The 15816-nt window shown below is 65.7% G+C and carries 16 protein-coding genes; 8 read left to right on the top strand and 8 right to left on the bottom strand.

The window, feature by feature from the left end; translation table 11 throughout:
- Both VF34_RS18110 and VF34_RS18105 read left to right on the top strand, forming a co-directional pair.
- Positions 1 to 999, top strand: a complete 999-nt coding sequence (locus VF34_RS18110) for a DHH family phosphoesterase (RefSeq protein WP_032366435.1) — start codon at positions 1 to 3, stop codon at positions 997 to 999.
- Complete coding sequence (locus VF34_RS18105) at positions 996 to 2324, top strand: MATE family efflux transporter (protein ID WP_045841833.1); 1329 nt, start codon at positions 996 to 998, stop codon at positions 2322 to 2324. Before VF34_RS18110 ends, VF34_RS18105 begins: the two co-directional genes overlap by 4 nt.
- Before the next feature lie 15 nt (positions 2325 to 2339).
- On the opposite strand, the gene VF34_RS18100 is transcribed toward VF34_RS18105, so the two are convergent.
- The 4 genes from VF34_RS18100 to VF34_RS18085 are packed head-to-tail and all read right to left on the bottom strand — an operon-like array spanning position 2340 to position 5433.
- Positions 2340 to 3434, bottom strand: coding sequence for a sulfate/molybdate ABC transporter ATP-binding protein (locus VF34_RS18100; RefSeq protein WP_045841832.1), 1095 nt, complete (start codon positions 3432 to 3434; stop codon positions 2340 to 2342).
- Positions 3431 to 4240 (bottom strand): ABC transporter permease, encoded by an 810-nt coding sequence (locus tag VF34_RS18095; protein ID WP_045841831.1) that lies wholly within the window; start codon positions 4238 to 4240, stop codon positions 3431 to 3433. Before VF34_RS18095 ends, VF34_RS18100 begins: the two co-directional genes overlap by 4 nt.
- Positions 4237 to 5022 (bottom strand): molybdate ABC transporter substrate-binding protein, encoded by a 786-nt coding sequence (modA, locus tag VF34_RS18090; RefSeq protein WP_045841830.1) that lies wholly within the window; start codon positions 5020 to 5022, stop codon positions 4237 to 4239. Before modA ends, VF34_RS18095 begins: the two co-directional genes overlap by 4 nt.
- 12 nt (positions 5023 to 5034) lie before the next feature.
- Complete coding sequence (locus VF34_RS18085) at positions 5035 to 5433, bottom strand: TOBE domain-containing protein (protein ID WP_045841829.1); 399 nt, start codon at positions 5431 to 5433, stop codon at positions 5035 to 5037.
- Between the two features lie 232 nt (positions 5434 to 5665).
- On the opposite strand from VF34_RS18085, the gene VF34_RS18080 reads away from it, so the two are divergent.
- Genes VF34_RS18080 through truB form a run of 3 tightly spaced genes read left to right on the top strand, consistent with a single transcriptional unit; the run spans position 5666 to position 8219 of the window.
- The gene (locus tag VF34_RS18080; RefSeq protein WP_045841828.1) at positions 5666 to 6589 is read left to right on the top strand and encodes a metallophosphoesterase family protein; all 924 of its coding nucleotides are present in this window, start codon (positions 5666 to 5668) and stop codon (positions 6587 to 6589) included.
- Positions 6586 to 7251: a 4'-phosphopantetheinyl transferase Npt gene (gene npt / locus VF34_RS18075; RefSeq protein WP_027496757.1), complete on the top strand. Its 666-nt coding sequence runs from the start codon at positions 6586 to 6588 to the stop codon at positions 7249 to 7251. Before VF34_RS18080 ends, npt begins: the two co-directional genes overlap by 4 nt.
- A gap of 35 nt (positions 7252 to 7286) precedes the next feature.
- On the top strand, positions 7287 to 8219 hold the full coding sequence (gene truB / locus VF34_RS18070; protein ID WP_027496758.1) for a tRNA pseudouridine(55) synthase TruB: 933 nt from the start codon (positions 7287 to 7289) through the stop codon (positions 8217 to 8219).
- 43 nt (positions 8220 to 8262) lie between these two features.
- On the opposite strand, the gene VF34_RS18065 is transcribed toward truB, so the two are convergent.
- Genes VF34_RS18065 through VF34_RS18050 form a run of 4 tightly spaced genes read right to left on the bottom strand, consistent with a single transcriptional unit; the run spans position 8263 to position 11649 of the window.
- Complete coding sequence (locus VF34_RS18065) at positions 8263 to 9015, bottom strand: metal-dependent transcriptional regulator (protein WP_370878688.1); 753 nt, start codon at positions 9013 to 9015, stop codon at positions 8263 to 8265.
- Position 9016: 1 nt separating this feature from the next.
- A complete protein-coding gene (locus VF34_RS18060; RefSeq protein ID WP_370878775.1) occupies positions 9017 to 9844 on the bottom strand; it encodes a metal ABC transporter permease in 828 nt (275 codons plus the stop codon).
- Between the two features lie 48 nt (positions 9845 to 9892).
- Positions 9893 to 10690 (bottom strand): metal ABC transporter ATP-binding protein, encoded by a 798-nt coding sequence (locus VF34_RS18055; protein WP_045841827.1) that lies wholly within the window; start codon positions 10688 to 10690, stop codon positions 9893 to 9895.
- Entirely contained in the window at positions 10687 to 11649 is a 963-nt protein-coding gene (locus tag VF34_RS18050; protein ID WP_032370822.1) for a metal ABC transporter substrate-binding protein, read from the bottom strand. The genes VF34_RS18055 and VF34_RS18050 overlap by 4 nt, the downstream gene beginning before the upstream one ends.
- Before the next feature lie 103 nt (positions 11650 to 11752).
- Between VF34_RS18050 and VF34_RS18045 the strand changes: the two genes are divergently transcribed.
- The 3 genes from VF34_RS18045 (at position 11753) to VF34_RS18035 (ending at position 15770) form a co-directional block, all read left to right on the top strand.
- Positions 11753 to 12721, top strand: a complete 969-nt coding sequence (locus VF34_RS18045; RefSeq protein ID WP_027496763.1) for a bifunctional riboflavin kinase/FAD synthetase — start codon at positions 11753 to 11755, stop codon at positions 12719 to 12721.
- Between the two features lie 136 nt (positions 12722 to 12857).
- On the top strand, positions 12858 to 13127 hold the full coding sequence (rpsO, locus tag VF34_RS18040) for a 30S ribosomal protein S15 (protein ID WP_027496764.1): 270 nt from the start codon (positions 12858 to 12860) through the stop codon (positions 13125 to 13127).
- A gap of 393 nt (positions 13128 to 13520) precedes the next feature.
- Positions 13521 to 15770, top strand: coding sequence for a polyribonucleotide nucleotidyltransferase (locus VF34_RS18035; RefSeq protein ID WP_045841826.1), 2250 nt, complete (start codon positions 13521 to 13523; stop codon positions 15768 to 15770).
- The last annotated feature ends 46 nt before the right edge of the window (positions 15771 to 15816 follow it).

Genomic DNA, 15816 nt, shown 5'->3' with positions numbered 1-15816 from the left:
ATGTCCGATGGCTCTGGTTCGGAGTTCGAGCTGGACGAGGATCTGGCGCGTGCGATCGAGATGCTCGAGCGCGCTTCCTCGGTGACCGTGCTCTGCCATGTCCAGCCGGATGCCGACACGATCGGCAGCGGATTGGCAATCGGTTCGGTACTCGAACGTCGCGGCGCGCAGGTGCAGGTGGCGTTCGCCGCGCCCGCGTTTCTGCCTCAATCGATGGAAGAGCTACCGAACCGGCATCTGCTGGTGGAGCCGGAGAAGGTGGCCGAATCGGTCGATCTGGTGGTCACAGTGGACGCCGGAAGCCGAGGTCGACTCGGTTCGCTCGGCGAGCGACTCGACTCCGCATCGGAGTCCCTGGTCATCGACCATCACCGGAGCAACACGCGGTTCGGAACACTGAACGTCGTCCACGCGTCCGCCGAGTCCACCACGGCCGTGATCGTCCGCCTGCTGGATCGGTGGGGTGTCGACATCGATGCGGACCTGGCGCATCTGCTGTTCGCGGGTCTGGTCACCGATACCGGGTCGTTCCGGTGGGTGCGGCCGGGTTCGCATCTGCTCGCGGAGAGATTGCTCGCGACCGGCATCGACGGTGCACGTATCGCCCGTCGCCTCCTCGATACGCACCCCTTCGACTGGCTGCCGATGCTCGGGGCGGTACTGGGTTCGGCCGAGTTGCTGCCCGACGCGGCGGGCGGACGGGGGCTCGTGTACGCCGTCATCCGGAGCGAGGATTCGGCCGGTCTGAGGTCGGAGGAGATCGAGAGTGTCATCGACATCGTGCGGACCACCTCCGAGGCGGAGGTGGCCGCGGTGTTGAAGCAGCAGGATTTCGGGTCGGTCTGGGTGGTGTCGCTCAGATCCAAGACGCAGGTGGACGTATCTGCAGTGGCGACCGGGCTCGGCGGCGGTGGGCATCACAACGCCGCGGGCTACACCGCGACCGGTGAGCTCCCCGACGTGATCGATGCGCTCCGTGAGGCCTTGTCGGCGTCGTGAGTTCCACCCCTGTCACGGCTCGCAGAATTCTCGGGCTGTCGCTTCCATCGCTCGGAGTTCTGGCCGCCGAACCCCTCTACCTCCTCTTCGACGCGGCGGTCGTCGGCCGGCTCGGCGCGTTGGCTCTGGCCGGCCTGGCGATCGGGGGGCTCGTCCTCGCTCAGGTCAGCACGCAGCTGACCTTCCTGTCCTACGGAACCACTGCGCGTGCGGCGCGCATGCACGGTGCCGGTCGTGAGCGCGACGCCGTCGGGGAAGGGGTGCAGGCGACGTGGCTGGCGGTGGCGATCGGTCTCGCGATCGTCCTCGTGGTCCAGTTGTTTGCCGCCCCCGTCGTGTCGCTACTTGCCGGTGGCGGTGACATCGCCGCGGAGGCACTTCTGTGGCTGCGCGTGGCGCTGGTGGGTGTGCCGTTCATTCTGGTATCGCTGGCCGGGAACGGCTGGATGCGCGGCGTGCAGAACACGACGACACCGTTGCGGTTCGTCGTGCTCGGTTTCGGCGTGTCGGCGGTGTTGTGTCCACTCCTCGTCCACGGCCTGCTCGGATTTCCCCGGCTCGAATTGGTGGGCTCGGCCGTTGCGAACGTCATCGGCCAAGGTGTCGCAGGCGCTCTGTTCGTCGGTGCCCTCGGGCGGTCTGGTGCGCCGTTGCGCCCACACTGGTCGGTCATGCGGGCGCAGCTGGTGCTCGGCCGCGATCTGATCGTGCGCAGTCTCGCGTTCCAGGCGTGTTTCCTGTCTGCCGCAGCGGTCGCGTCGAGGTTCGGTGCCGCGTCGGTGGCGGCAAATCAGGTGGTGCTGCATCTGTGGAACCTGGTGTCGTTGATGCTCGACTCGTTGGCCATCGCCGCGCAGACACTCGTGGGAGCGGCTCTGGGCGCGGGCAGGACCGAGGACGCGCGTGCGCTCGCTCGCCGGTTGACGGCATGGTCGACGGTCTTCGCGGTGGTCCTGGCGGCGGTGTTCGCCGCCGGGCAGCCGGTCGTCCCGGGATTGTTCACCACCGACGTCTCGGTGATCGATCAGATGCAGGCGATCTGGTGGATCTTCGTGGCGATCATTCCGGTCGCCGGTGTGGTGTTCGCGTTGGACGGGGTGCTGTTGGGCAGCGGCGATGCCGCGTTCTTGCGTAACGCCACGATGGCGTGTGCGGTCGTCGGGTTCCTGCCGTTCATCTGGTCTGCCCTGGTGTTCGACTGGGGTGTCGTGGGCATCTGGCTGGGTCTGGGTGTGTTCGTCTGCCTGCGCATGGTCGCGGTCGCCGGTCGAGTGCTATCGGGTAAATGGCTCGTGACCGGTAGCGATCGGCAACTGCGAGACTGATCGCGTTCGCATGCATCACCGCCGTGACACCAGGGCCGGATGCAGCACCACCTCGCGGCTCTTGACGACGAAGAACACCCGTCGGCCGGGTTCGAGGCCCAGCTCCGATACCGCGGCGGCGGTGATGTCAGCCGCGATACCCGGTGTGCCGTCGGGGTGCGGACGAGCTCGGACGCGGATGCCCGAGCCCTGCACTTCCATCTCCTCGATGACTACTTCGAAGACGTTGCGCGGGCTGGCGTGCGGCGCGGTGAGGTGTACCGAAACCGCAGCGGGGGAGAAGACTGCGACCACCGGCGTCCCGGAACCGTGTTGCCCCGAGCCGTGCACGACGGTGTCCCACGGCGTGCGCAGCGCGGTGGTGTCGCCGACGGTGAGTGCGTGGCCCGAGATCAGATTGACCCCGGCCATGCGAGCACCGAACTCGCTTCGCGGGGCGGTGAGAACGTCGGCGACCGACCCGCGTTCGACGACGCGTCCACCGTCGACGACGGCAACGGTGTCTGCGAGTGCGACGACGTCGAGCAGATCGTGGGTGACGATCAGTGCCGTACGACCGTTCTCTCGGAGTACGGTGCGCAGCAGTCTTCGGATGGCCGGGGCCGTGTCGACGTCGAGCGCGGCGAGCGGTTCGTCGAGCAGGAGGAGTCGGGGATCGGCGGCGAGTGCGCGGGCGATGGCAACCCGCTGAGCTTGGCCCCCGGACAGCTGTGCCGGGCGGCGCTCGGCCATGTGAGAGGCTCCGACTGCGTCGAGCCATCGATCGGCCACTGCCCTGGCCGTCCTCCGGTCGGCGCCGGAACTACGTGGTGCGAATGCGACGTTCGTCCGTGCGGTCATGTGAGGAAACAGCAGTGTCTCCTGTGCCAGAGTCGCGATGCCGCGGGCGTGCACCGGAACGGCTGTCCTTGCGGTCGTGTCGGTCAGAACGTCCTCGCCCAGGCGGACGATGCCGTCGTCGGGGGGCATTAGGCCCGCGACGAGCTGCAGCAGTGTGGATTTACCTGCGCCGTTCGGTCCCAGGATCGCCGTTGTTTCACCCTCGGCGACATCCAGCTCGAGATCGACGCCCCGGGCTGCGACGGTGGCGCGCAGGTGTAGCGAACTCATGGTGTTCCCGTCGTTCGAGTACCGCGAGCGGCCAGGACCACCACTGCCGCGACGACGACGAGGACGAGCGACAGGGCTATCGCCGCGTCGGGGTCGGACTCGCGTTGCAGATAGATTTCGAGGGGCAGGGTTCTGGTCACTCCCTCGAGAGAACCGGCGAACGTCAGCGTCGCGCCGAACTCGCCCAATGCGCGCGCGAACGCGAGAACGATTCCGGACGTCAACCCGGGCAGGATCAAGGGGAGGGTGACGCGGCGCAGGACCGTCGTAGGGGGTGCGCCCAAGGTTGCGGCCACCACGTCGTATCGGTCCCCGGCAGTGCGCAGCGCGCCCTCGACGCTGACCACCAGGAAGGGCAACGACACGAAGGCCTGGGCGAGCACCACGGCCGTCGAGGTGAACGCGATCCGGATTCCGAAGGCATCGAGATGTTCGCCCAGTAGCCCTTGGCGACCGAACGTGTAGAGCAAGGCGATGCCGCCGACCACCGGGGGGAGCACCAGGGGGAGGACGACGAGGGAACGCAGCGTCGACAGACCGCGAAACGAACTGCGGGCGAGGACCGTCGCCATCGGTACGCCCAGGAGCACGCACAACACCGTGCTCGCCGATGCCGTCTTCAGACTCAACAGCAGTGCGGCTACTGCGGACTCGGACGTGATGAGCCCGAAGAAGTTCGTCCAGTCGATCCGGGTGAACATCGCGGCCAACGGCGCGACGACGAGAAGTGCTCCGGCAGCGGCAGGGACGAATACCCACCCGGGCACACCTACGGTCGGACCTGTGCCCGCGGCGTGCCCGGTCACGGTGCCGCGAAACCGGCCTGCGTCAGCACTTCACGGCCGATCGGTCCGGCGACGAAGTCGGTGAAGGGGCGGGCCGTGTCCACGTTGTCGGATCCGCTCAATGCTGCGATCGGATAGGTGTTGACCGCCCCGCTCGATTCCGGGAAAGGCACGGCGGTGACGGCGTCTGCGGCCCCCGTGGCATCGGTGACGTACACCAGTCCGGCGTCGGCCTGACCGGAGGTGACCTTGCCCAGAACGTCGGTGACGGACGACTCCTCGCTGACGGCCGGGATGTCGGTTCCGGTGGCGTTCTCGATGGCTGCCGTGGCCGCGCCGCACGGCACCTGAGGCGCGCAGATCACCGTCAGCACATCGGGATTCGCCAGATCGACGAACGACCGGACAGCCTTCGGGTTACCCGGGGCAGTGACGATGGTGAGGGTGTTGGTGGCGAAATCGACCGGGTCTCCGGCGACGAGGCCGGCATCGACGATCGTGCTCATGTTCTTGGTATCGGCAGAGGCGAACACGTCGGCAGGTGCACCGTTGACCAGTTGCGCGGCCAGATCGGAGGAGCCCGCAAAGCTGAAATCGACGGTGGTGCCGGGATGTTCCTCCTCGAATCGGGTGCCGAGGGCGGTGAACGTCGAGCGCAGTGATGCCGCCGCGAACACGGTCAGCGTGCTCGAACCCCCGTCCTGCGGAGCGTCCTCGGCAGCGGGGTCGGCCGCGCACCCTGCAAGCATCAGGGCGACCGCGACCAGAGCACCGTGAACCGCTCGAATGTTCTTCACTGACATCGTCCTTCGGTCCTAGGGGGTTTCGACAATGACGGTCGTGGCCTTGACGACCGCGACGGTGATGGAGCCCGGTTCGAGCCCCAATTCCTGGACCGACCGGGTACTCATCAGGGACACGATGGTGAACGGCCCACACTGCATGCGGACCTCGCTCATGACCGCGTCGGAGACCACGTCGGTGACCAGCCCCACGAGTCGGTTCCGGGCAGAGCTACCGCCCGACGCCACCTCGGGCGGGGGAGCGGCGGTCTCGCGGGCGTACTGCGCGAGAGCACGCGCGTCGACGACCTTGCGACCCGTTTCGTCGTCGTGGGAGGGCAGGGTCCCGCTGTCCATCCACCGGCGGACGGTGTCGTCGCTGACTCCGAGCAGTGCGGCGGCGTCGCGTACGCGTATCGGCGGTGCCGTCATCGCACGATGCCGTTTCCTGCAAATATCCGCAAAATCGTCATTGATGGCACCATATACCCGAATCTGCGGTCGTTGCTGCGTGAAGCCTCCTTTCGGAGCCGTCCAACGAACCGCAGCGGTTCACCCCGCGTGCACCGCTGCGGAATCTCCGGGGAGTATTGGAGGTTCATACGTTCTCGGGCGGTTGTGGCGATTCGACGTCGGCGGCCGAGTGCATCGGAAGGGATCATCAGTGGCAGCCAAGTTATGGGCAGTGAGCGACATCCATGTCGGACATCGAGGCAATCGATCTGTCACCGAGGACATTCATCCCGAGTCACCCGAGGATTGGCTGATCGTCGCCGGAGACGTCTCGGAGAAGACCGACGACATCAAGTGGGCGCTCGAGCTGCTGCGCAGCCGCTTCGCGAAAGTGATCTGGGTTCCGGGCAATCACGAGTTGTGGACGACGGTGAAGGACCCCGTTCAGATCCACGGAGCAGCTCGGTACGAATACCTGGTCAATCTCTGCCGCGAGATCGACGTCGTCACTCCCGAGGATCCCTACCTGCTCTGGGAAGGCGAAGGTGGACCCGCGACGATAGTGCCGATGTTCCTGCTCTACGACTACACGTTTCTCCCGCAGGGTGCGCGGGACAAGGAGCACGGGCTGGCGATCGCGCGCGAGAAGAACGTCGTCGCCACCGACGAGTTCCTGCTGTCCTCTCAGCCGTATGCGACGCGCGATGCCTGGTGCCATGCCCGCATCGACGCCACACGTGAGCGCCTCGACGCGCTGGACACCACGGTTCCCACCGTGCTCATCAACCACTTTCCGATGGTGCGTCAGCCGACCGAGGTGTTGTTCTACCCGGAGTTCGCCCTGTGGTGCGGGTCGACGCTGACGGCGGACTGGCACACCAGGTACAACGCGATCTGCTCGGTGTACGGTCACCTGCACATCCCGCGGACCACCTACTACGACGGCGTCCGCTTCGAGGAGGTCTCGGTGGGTTACCCGCGCGAATGGCAGCGCCGTGGACTGCCGAACAACGTTCTGCGCCAAATTCTTCCGGTTCCCGAGTATCCGCCGGGCACGTTGAACAAATGGGGCGGGCACTTCACCGTGACGCCCGAGATGGAGGCAGAGGTCGAGAAGATGAGGGCAGGCCAGTGATCGAATCGATTCTCCCCAATGGTGTTGTCTCGGCCGAATTGTTCACCGATCCACCGGGTTTGATGCCGCACCCACTCGAAGCGCCGCTGGTCGCCAAGGCGGTGGACAAGCGCAAGCGTGAGTTCACCTCGGCTCGACACTGCGCGCGTGTGGCGATGCAGAAGCTCGGTGTGGAGCCCGCGCCGATCATGCGCGGCACCTCCGGCGCACCGCAGTGGCCGAAGGGAGTGGTGGGGTCGTTGACGCATTGCGACGGCTACCGCGGTGCCGTTCTGGGCTACGCCATGCAGGTTCGCTCGGTGGGAATCGATGCCGAGCCGCACGGACCTCTTCCCGACGGTGTGCTCGACGCGGTCAGCCTCGAAGCCGAGCGCGAGTGGCTCTCGACAGCGGGCCGAGAAGACGTCCACTGGGATCGAGTGTTGTTCTGCGCCAAGGAGGCGACGTACAAGGCCTGGGAGCCGCTGACCGGTCGCTGGCTGGGGTTCGAGGACGCGCACATCACGTTCGAGCGCACCGGCACCGGTGACGACATCTCGGGAACGTTTCGATCCGAACTGCTGGTCCCGGGCGACACCGTATCCGGACCTCCGCTGACGGCTTTCGACGGTCGATGGATGGTGTCCGACGGTTTGGTGATGACGGCGATCTCGGTGATGTGACGACCGGCTCGTCGCGCCTGGCACAATGCACTCTCGTGAGTGCTCGCGGAAAGATCTCGTCCGGTCTCGTCGGTGCCGGTGTGTTGGTGGTCGACAAGGGGCCGGGCGTCACCAGTCACGATGTCGTCGCGTCGTGCCGAAAGTTGTTGCAGACCAGAAAGGTCGGTCATGCGGGGACGTTGGACCCCATGGCGACCGGGGTGCTGGTTCTGGGCGTCGAGCGCGCGACCAAGATGCTCGGACTGCTGACGCTGACGACCAAGTCGTACACCGCCACCGTGCGACTGGGGCGCAGTACGACGACCGATGACGCCGAGGGTGAGGTGCTCGCCGACGTCCCGGCCACGAATGTCTCGGATTCGGACATCGCGGCCGGGGTTGCCGCACTCACCGGTGACATCGAGCAGGTTCCGGCCAGTGTCAGTGCCATCAAGGTCGACGGTCAGCGGGCACACAAGCTCTCGCGCGCCGGTGAGGAGTTCACCCTCGCCGCTCGCAAGGTCACTGTCACTCGCTTCGACGTGACGGCTCGCCGCGACGTCGTCGATTCCGATGGCCGGTTCGTCGACCTCGATGTCGAGGTGGACTGCACGTCGGGGACGTACGTGCGCGCGCTCGCACGGGATCTCGGCGCAGCACTGGGCGTCGGCGGTCACCTGACGGTTCTGCGCAGAACCAGGGTCGGGCCGTTCACGCTCGACCACGCCGTGACGCTCGAGGAATTGGCCGAGAATCCCGCTGTGGGCCTCGATATAGACGAGGCCGCGCGCACCGCATTTCCGCACCGACAGATCGATGCCGCCGAAGCGGAGTCGCTCAGCCAGGGACGCTGGCTCGATCCCGTCGGAATCGAGGGGGTCTACGCGGCTGTCGATCCCACCGGGCACACCATCGCGTTGCTGCAGGAAAAGGGCAAGCGGGCGAGCTCGGTGATGGTGGTGCGGCCGGCAACACTGCGCGGGTACTGATTTCCCGTTCGAGTCGGCCCTGCGACCGAGGGGACTGCACCGCTCAGGTGGCCGGAACCATCCAGATCGCTTCGGCGGCGCGGTGACCGAGATCGATGGACTCCGTGCTGCCGCGTCGGGCGAGTTCGATCGCCACCGTGCCGGCGTAGTCGCGTCGTTCGACCACGGTGATCGGTAGATCGAGCTCGATGCCGACCGAATCGAAGTACCGGAGCATTGCGGGGTCCGAATCGGAGATACGAGCCACTCGTCCCGACTGACCGTCGAGGTACTCGCTCAGTCTGGTTGCGGACGGCGTGTCGATGGATCCGTTGGCCGACGGAATCGGGTCCCCGTGTGGATCTCGTTCGGGGTGGCCGAGTTTGGCGTCTATCCGATCCATCATCAGATCGGATACCGCATGTTCGAGGATTTCTGCCTCGTCGTGGACCTCGTCCCAGCCGTACCCGAGTTCGCGAACGAGGTAGGTCTCGATGAGGCGATGTCGACGGACCATGCCGATGGCCGCCAGTCGGCCCTTCTCGGTGAGTGAGATGGCACCGTACCGGGCGTGGTCCACCATGCCCTGATCGGCGAGTTTGCGAATCGCCTCGGACACCGTGGAAGCGGACACGCCGATTCGTTCGGAGAGCATCTTGGTGCTGACGGAGTCTTCACTCCATTCGCTGGCCGTCCAGATGACCTTGAGGTAGTCCTGCGCAACTGCGGACAGCTGGACGCCCTCGTCGGCCGGAGCTGGATCGTCTTTTCGTTGCGCCACGTCGCCGAGCTTAGGCAATCCAATGGAAAAAGACATCTCACCCGGCCGGAGTCACCGTCACCTGTCCTCGGCGGCGCAGAGCGCGCGTGACGATGCCCTGCGCCGGGCTGAACAGGTACGCCAGCACGAACACCAGGCCTTGAGCCAGCACCACACTGCCACCCGAGGAGACGTCGAGATAGAAACTGGCGTAGATACCGACCAGGGCGCAGCCCACCGAGATGGCGGGGGCAATCATCAGCATGCGGCCGAAGCTGTGGGTGAGTAGGTATGCGGTTGCGCCGGGTGTGATCAGCATGGCGACGACCAGGATGACGCCGACGGCCTGTAGCGCCACGACGGTCGTCAGCGCGAGCAGCGTCAACATCGCGGCCGAGATCACGCTCGGATTGATACCGACCGCGCGAGCCTGCGTGCGGTCGAAGGCGAACAGAGTGAAATCGCGACGCTTGATCACCATCACGGCCAACGCCAGCCCGCCGAGCACGAACACCTGGATCATGTCCGACTGCGACACCCCGAGCAGGTTTCCGAACAAGATGTGGTTGAGGTCGATCTGGCTCGGAAACTTGGAGATCAGGACGACGCCGAGGGCGAACAACGTGGTGAACACGACGCCGATCGCGGCGTCCTCCTTGACGATGGTGGTGTTGCGAACCACCCCGATGGCACCGACCGCGATGAGTGCGAACAGCAGCGCGCCGATGGCGAACGGCGCACCCAGCAGATAGGACAGGGCGACGCCGGGGAGTACCGCGTGCGATACGGCGTCTCCCATCAGTGACCAGCCGATGAGTACGAGCCAGCAGCTCAACACTGCGCAGACGATCGAGGCGGTGACGGTCACCAACAACGCACGCTGCATGAAGGTGTATTCGAGAGGATTGACGACGAAGTCGATCAGGTACACGGTTCAGCTCGCTTCCGAAGTAGGAGAGCTCGCGCCCAGTTCGTCGATCTTCGACGGGTCCATGCCGAAGGCCAGTGCCAGGTTCTCCGGGCGCAACACCTCGGCTGGACTGCCGTGCATCAGGACCCGCTGCTGCAGCAGGATTGCCTCGTCGCACAGTTCCGGAAGGGCGTGCAGATCGTGGGTGGACACCAGGACGGACGCACCCTGAGCGGCCAGTTCTCGGAGGAGTCGCGTGATCGTCGCCTCGGTCTTCTTGTCCACTCCTGCGAACGGCTCGTCGAGGAGCAGCAAGGACGCTTCCTGAGCGATGGCGCGGGCCACGAATGCCCGTTTGCGCTGTCCGCCGGAGAGTTGCCCGATCTGTCGATCGGCGAGCTCGGTGAGATCGACTCGTCTCAGGGCCGCGTCCACCGCAGCTCTGTCTGCCGCACGAGGGGTTCGGAGAAAGTTCTGTTTGCCGTAACGACCCATCATCACCACGTCCCGGACGCTGATGGGGAAGGTCCAGTCGACCGATTCGGCCTGGGGCACGTAGCTGACCGTCCCGGCTTTGCGGGCCCGGGCGGGGTCGCCGCCGAAGACCGTGATCGAACCGGCATCGGTCTTGACGACGCCCATGATGGCCTTGAACAGCGTCGACTTACCCGATCCGTTCATTCCGACCAGGCCGCAGACGCGTCCGGGTGCGAGGGTCAGGCTCGCGCCGACCAGCGCCACGACGTCTCGGTACCGAACGTCGACGGCGTCGACGGTCAGCGCGGCACCGTCCCGGTTCGCACCCGAGATGTGCCGGGTCATCGCGTGCCCACCAACGCGTCGGCGATCAGCCGCGCGTCGTAACGCAGCAGATCGAGGTAGGTGGGCACGGGTCCGTCGGCGGCGCTGAGGGAGTCGACGTACAGCTTTCCGCCGAAGCGGGCACCCGTGTCCTCGGCGACCTGGAGCTGAGCCTTGTCCGAGACGGTCGACTCGCAGAAGACGGCAGGCACGTCGTTGTCACGTACGAAATCGATGGTGCGGACCACTTGTTTGGGTGTCCCTTCCTGTTCGGCATTGACCGGCCACAGATACGCCTCCTGCAGGTCGAAGTCGCGGGCCAGATAGCCGAACGCGCCCTCACACGTCACCAGAGCACGTTGCTGCGCCGGAAGTTGGGCCAGATCGGATTCCAGTTCGTCGCCGACCGACCGCAGCTCGGTGATGTACGCGGCGGCGTTGGCGCGGTATTCCTCGGCATGGACAGCGTCGAGCGCCACGAACGCGTCGGCGATGTTGGTGATGTAGGTCTCCGCCACGACCGGCGACATCCAGGCATGTGGATTGGCCTTGCCCGCATACGCGTCGTCGCGGATGTAGACGGGTTCCACGTGTGCGCTGACGACCGCGTGCGGTGCGGGCACCCGCTCGACGAACTTTTCGAACCACGCCTCGAGTCCCAGACCGTTGTCCAGGATCAGATCGGCGCTTTCGGCAGTGCGTAGGTCGCCGGGTGTGGGCTCGTACCCGTGAATCTCGGCTCCGGCCTTGGTGATCGACTCCACACGGAGATGGTCGCCTGCAACGTTCGCGGCCATGTCGGCCAGCACCGTGAACGTCGTCAGCACCAACGGTCTGCCGTCGTCCATCGACGTCGGCTCGTCGTCGCCGACCGCGCGAGCGCATCCGCTCGACGTCGCTACCAGCAGTCCCGCCACGGCCCAGCTCGCAACGATTCGACCCACGCGAGATCCGCGAGATCGAAGAAATAAGTTAGGCACCCCGAAATATTTACCGTGGGGACACCCTTTTGTCCATACCTGCCGCACGCGACACGCCTGTCCGAGGATGACCGAGCGGCCGCCGGGCCGTAGGCTTCGCGGTGTGCAGAGATGGCGAGGTCTCGACGATGTACCTGCCGACTGGGGCCGATGTGTGCTCACGATCGGTGTGTTCGACGGCGTTCACCGCGGACATGCGCAGTTGATCGGTAGAGCAGTGGCCGCAGCTCGGGAACGCGGCGTACCCAGTGTGCTCATGACGTTCGACCCCCACCCGATGGAAGTGGTCCGTCCGGGTAGTCACCCCGCGCAGTTGACGACGTTGACCCGGCGTGCCGAACTGGCCGAGGAACTGGGCATCGACGTGTTCTGCGTCATGCCGTTCACGCCCGAACTGATGAAACTCACTCCCGAGCGATACGTGCACGAGATCCTGATCGAACGCCTGCACGTTGCAGAAGTGGTCGTCGGCGAGAACTTCACCTACGGGAAGAAGGCGCTCGGGACGGTCCCCATGCTGCGCAAGATCGGCGAACGGTCCGGCTTCGCGGTCGACGGAGTCAACCTGTTGGCCGAGCATGCCGTCACGTTCTCGTCCACCTACATCAGGTCGTGCGTGGACGCCGGGGACGTCGCGGCAGCAGCTGCAGCGCTCGGCCGCCCGCATCGCGTCGAGGGTGTCGTCGTGCACGGCGACGGACGCGGCCGTCAAATGGGCTATCCCACAGCCAATGTCGCTCCGCCGATGTACTCGGCCATACCGGCGGACGGGGTCTACGCCGCCTGGTTCACCGTGCTCGGTCCGGGTCCGATCATGGGGACGGTCACTCCGGGGGAGCGGCACCCGGCGGCGGTGTCGGTGGGCACGAATCCCACGTTCTCGGGACGCACCAGGACCGTCGAGGCGTTCGTGCTCGACGGCGAGGGAGACCTCTACGGGCAGCACGTGGCCGTCGACTTCGTCGAGCGACTGCGCGGAATGGAGAAGTTCGATTCCATGGAGGCTCTCGTGGAGGAGATGGGCCGGGACGCCGACCGGGCCCGCTCGATCCTGGCCGCCAGCGCAGCCTGATAGGCTGACTCCTCGGTGTTCGCTGCGGTCCGCGGCGGCTGCACCGGCTTCGATACCGCCCGGATGATCATGCATCGTCCACGGCGGGGCCCGTTGCTTCCTTTCACGCGGACGTCATTGATCAGGAGTAGTACCAGTGGCATTGACCACCGAACAGAAGAAGGCCGTTCTCGGCGAGTACGGCTTGCACCCCACCGACACGGGTTCGCCCGAGGCGCAGGTTGCAATGCTCACCAAGCGCATCGTCGACTTGACCGAGCACCTCAAGATGCACAAGCACGATCACCACTCCCGCCGCGGCCTGTTGCTGCTGGTCGGACGTCGTCGTCGTCTGCTCAAGTACATCGCGAAGGTAGACGTCACTCGCTACCGTTCGCTCATCGAGCGTCTGGGTCTGCGTCGATAATTTCGATCGACGCGAGGATGTTGCCGATGCATGGTTCGACGCGCCGGTGTACACCCGACTCGCAGCAATAGTGCAGTAGCCAACGAGGCAGTGCTTAGACTGTTCCTCGTTGGCTTTCTGTGTTTGTACCGCAACATCAGGATAGTCAGCACGACCAGCGGATACACGGTATCCGCACACCGCCGTGTATGCCTGTCACGCCGTGGTGTCGGTCTTCGGTAGTGGCTTTTCGGATACGAGATCCGGAGGGCTTCGATCGATGGCCGCCTCCGCGCAGCCGCGTCCCGAGACGAACTCTCGGAGATGGACGGCACAGGTATGCCGCCACAGCCAGGAGGGCTGGTGGTGTGTCCACGCGGGCACGGCAAAGACGAGAGGACGAGAACAGAACACATGTCGGACACCACAACATTGGACGCCGAAGAAGGCGTCTACGAAGCAACAGCGATCATCGACAACGGCTCTTTCGGTAAGCGGAGCATCCGCTTCGAGACGGGTCGCCTCGCACAGCAGGCCGCAGGCGCAGTCGCCGCGTACCTCGACGAGGACACCATGCTGCTGTCGGCAACGACGGCAGGCAAGCACCCCCGTGAGGGATTCGATTTCTTCCCGCTGACGGTCGACGTCGAAGAGCGTATGTACGCCGCGGGCCGTATCCCCGGATCGTTCTTCCGCCGCGAGGGCCGTCCGTCCACCGACGCCATCCTCACCTGCCGCCTGATCGACCGGCCGCTGCGTCCGACGTTCGTCGACGGACTGCGCAACGAGATCCAGGTCGTCATCACGGTCATGAGCCTCAACCCGGCCGATCTGTACGACGTCGTCGCGATAAACGCCGCGTCGGCATCGACCCAGATCGCCGGCCTGCCGTTCTCCGGTCCGATCGGCGGCGTTCGCGTCGCGCTGATCGACAAGCAGTGGGTTGCGTTCCCGACCAACGAGCAGCTCGAGAAGGCCGTGTTCAACATGGTCGTCGCCGGCCGCATCGTCTCCGGCTCCGGTGCCGACGCCGACGTCGCGATCATGATGGTCGAGGCCGAGGCCACCGAGAACGTCATCGAGCTCATCGAGGGCGGCGCTACCGCACCCAACGAGGCGGTTGTCGCCGAGGGCCTCGAGGCCTCGAAGCCCTTCATCGCAGCCCTGTGCACCGCGCAGCAGGAGCTCGCGTCCAAGGCCGCCAAGCCGACCGGCGACTACCCGGTCTTCCCGGCGTACCAGTCGGACGTCTTCGAAGCCGTCGAGAACGCGGCGAAGATCCCGCTCAACGAGGCACTGACCATTGCCGGCAAGGCCGAGCGCGAGAACAAGCTCGACGAGGTCAAGGCTCAGGTCCTCACCTCGGTCGGAGACAGCTTCGCCGGCCGCGAGAAGGAGATCGGTGCCGCGTTCCGCGCACTGACCAAGAAGTCGGTTCGCCAGCGCATCCTCACCGATCACTTCCGTATCGACGGCCGCGGCATCACCGACATCCGGTCGCTGTCCGCCGAGGTCGCGATCATCCCGCGCACCCACGGATCGGCCCTGTTCGAGCGCGGAGAGACCCAGATCCTGGGCGTCACCACCCTCGACATGGTCAAGATGGCGCAGCAGGTCGACTCGCTCGGGCCCGAGACGTCCAAGCGCTACATGCACCATTACAACTTCCCGCCGTACTCCACCGGTGAGACCGGCCGCGTCGGTTCGCCGAAGCGTCGCGAAATCGGCCACGGAGCGCTCGCCGAGCGTGCTCTGCTGCCGGTGCTGCCCAGCCAGGCCGAGTTCCCGTACGCCATCCGCCAGGTCTCCGAGGCATTGAGCTCCAACGGCTCGACCTCGATGGGCTCGGTCTGCGCATCGACTCTGTCGCTGCTCAATGCCGGTGTGCCGCTGCGTGCCCCGGTTGCCGGTATCGCGATGGGCCTCGTGTCCGACGAGGTCGACGGCGAGACTCGCTACGTCGCCCTCACGGACATCCTCGGTGCCGAGGACGCGTTCGGCGACATGGACTTCAAGGTCGCCGGAACCAAGGACTTCGTCACCGCCCTGCAGCTCGACACCAAGCTCGACGGCATCCCCTCGAAGGTGCTCGCGGGCGCGCTGTCGCAGGCGAAGGACGCTCGCACGACGATCCTCGAGGTCATGGCCGAGGCCATCGACACCCCGGACGAGATGAGCCCGTACGCACCTCGCGTCACCGCGATCAAGGTGCCGGTCGACAAGATCGGCGAGGTCATCGGGCCCAAGGGCAAGATGATCAACTCCATCACCGAGCAGACCGGTGCCAACATCGCGATCGAAGATGACGGCACTGTCTACGTCGGTGCAGCGGACGGCCCGTCCGCACAGGCCGCGATCGACATGATCAACGCCATCGCCAACCCGCAGCTGCCGAAGGTCGGCGAGCGATTCCTCGGAACCGTCGTCAAGACAACGGCTTTCGGTGCATTCGTTTCGCTGCTCCCGGGCCGCGACGGACTGGTGCACATCTCGAAGCTCGGTAACGGCAAGCGCATCAACAAGGTCGAGGACGTCGTGAGCGTCGGGTCGAAGTTGCGCGTCGAGATCGCCGATATCGACAACCGCGGCAAGATCAGCCTCGTTCCCGTCGAAGACGACAACGCAGCTGCTCCCGAGGCACCCGCCGAGGTCAGCGCTGAGTAAGAAGCAAGCGAGTCGAACGGTACGTCCCCTCGGGACGTACCGTTCG

Source organism: Rhodococcus sp. PML026 (genome assembly GCF_000963615.1).
GTDB classification, from domain to species: domain Bacteria; phylum Actinomycetota; class Actinomycetes; order Mycobacteriales; family Mycobacteriaceae; genus Rhodococcoides; species Rhodococcoides fascians.
The sequence above is the reverse complement of the archived record's forward strand: the minus strand, read 5'-3'. Positions and strand labels throughout refer to the sequence as shown.

Excerpts from the sequence above, each read along its gene's own strand:
- VF34_RS18110 (WP_032366435.1), top strand. The coding sequence starts at position 1 with ATGTCCGATGGCTCTGGTTCGGAGTTCGAGCTGGACGAGGATCTGGCG.
- VF34_RS18100 (WP_045841832.1), bottom strand. The coding sequence starts at position 3,434 with ATGAGTTCGCTACACCTGCGCGCCACCGTCGCAGCCCGGGGCGTCGAT.
- modA (WP_045841830.1), bottom strand. The coding sequence starts at position 5,022 with ATGTCAGTGAAGAACATTCGAGCGGTTCACGGTGCTCTGGTCGCGGTC.
- VF34_RS18085 (WP_045841829.1), bottom strand. The coding sequence starts at position 5,433 with ATGACGGCACCGCCGATACGCGTACGCGACGCCGCCGCACTGCTCGGA.
- VF34_RS18065 (WP_370878688.1), bottom strand. The coding sequence starts at position 9,015 with ATGTCTTTTTCCATTGGATTGCCTAAGCTCGGCGACGTGGCGCAACGA.
- VF34_RS18060 (WP_370878775.1), bottom strand. The coding sequence starts at position 9,844 with ATGCAGCGTGCGTTGTTGGTGACCGTCACCGCCTCGATCGTCTGCGCA.
- VF34_RS18055 (WP_045841827.1), bottom strand. The coding sequence starts at position 10,690 with ATGACCCGGCACATCTCGGGTGCGAACCGGGACGGTGCCGCGCTGACC.
- VF34_RS18035 (WP_045841826.1), top strand. The coding sequence starts at position 13,521 with ATGTCGGACACCACAACATTGGACGCCGAAGAAGGCGTCTACGAAGCA.